Here is a 1,245-nt window from a genome sequence, read left to right as displayed (position 1 = left end):
CTGTTCCTGTTCTGCGGCAGAAGAGCGGACAGAATCAAAGGCCTTCTTTGGCAGCAGGATGGATTTCTGCTGCTCTATAAACGGTTGGATGACGGCCATTTTCGATGGCCGAGAGACAAAAACGAGGTCAGAGAACTTAGCCCGCAGCAGCTGAGATGGCTGCTTGAGGGGCTCTCTCCAGAGCAGAAAACAACAGTGAAAAGGAGATAGAATAGTGCCGAAAACACTTTAAATAAAGCGATTTCAGTCTGATTTATGGTATAATTTAAACAGGGAAAATTATGTCAGAAATCAATACGAGCAACATCAGCGAGAACCAGTTCTTTCATCAGCTGGTTGAATTGAACAAGGCCATTAACAAGCTGACCATTCAGTATGAGAAGAGCCAGGAAGAGAATGAAGCTAACAGAAAACTGATCAAGAGCCTCACAGAACAGCTGGATCAGGCAAATGCCACGATTCTTGATCTGTCTGCTCAGATCAAGCTGATGGCTGCTCAGAAGTACGGCAGGAGGTCTGAAAAGAGAAAGCCAGATAAAAAGGACGATCATGACCAGCCATCCGGTCCTTCTGCCAAAACCCCTGCTCCCGGACCTTCCGCAAGGAAACGGCCTGTTCGTTCCAAAGCCCGTAAGCCGAAGGAATCTCTGGAAGATCTTATTAAAAAGATGAACCTTCCTGTCACAGATGAACTTCACGAACTGTCTGAAGACCAGAGAATCTGTTCCGTCTGCGGTACGGAACTCACTCCGATCGGCAGAAAGCTGGTCCGTCATGAAGTCAGATACATTCCAGGAAAACTGGAAATCATCCGGCACTATTCTGTTTCTTACGGCTGTCCCGAATGTAAAAGGAAGAGCCGGGATCCGCGTTATCTTCCAGGCGAGTTTGATATTCACCCGGTCATGGCAAAGGCTCCCGAATCACTCCTTTTTGGAAAATGGGTTTCTCCCTCTCTGATGGCGCTTGTCATCACCCTCAAGGCACTGTATCAGCTGCCCGTCAACCGGATCCGGTCTATCTTTTCCGATCTTGACTTCTATGCTCCTTCTGTTTCAGCCCTGAATTCCTGGGTGAACGAATGTGCTCAGACCTACTTTAAACCGCTGTTTGAAAGGATGAAGTCGATCCTCGTCGGCAGGCCGCAGCTTTGTGCAGATGAAACAACGCTCCAGGTGATCAATGAGTCCCATACCCGAAGAAAGAGTAAATCCTATCTCTGGCAGTATCGGACAGTAGACATGG

Annotated in this window: 2 protein-coding genes; both read left to right on the top strand. The window is 48.0% G+C overall.

All coding sequences use genetic code 11. The features are described 5' to 3' along the window. A partial coding sequence (gene tnpB / locus BO222_RS00720) for an IS66 family insertion sequence element accessory protein TnpB (RefSeq protein ID WP_143356875.1) occupies positions 1 to 210 on the top strand: 210 nt, incomplete at its 5' end. Positions 211 to 281: 71 nt separating this feature from the next. Further along, a partial coding sequence (locus BO222_RS00715; RefSeq protein ID WP_143356874.1) for an IS66 family transposase occupies positions 282 to 1,245 on the top strand: 964 nt, incomplete at its 3' end.

The organism is Ileibacterium valens (assembly GCF_001945525.1).
GTDB classification, from domain to species: domain Bacteria; phylum Bacillota_I; class Bacilli_A; order Erysipelotrichales; family Erysipelotrichaceae; genus Ileibacterium; species Ileibacterium valens.
This window is presented reverse-complemented; position numbering and strand designations above follow the sequence as displayed.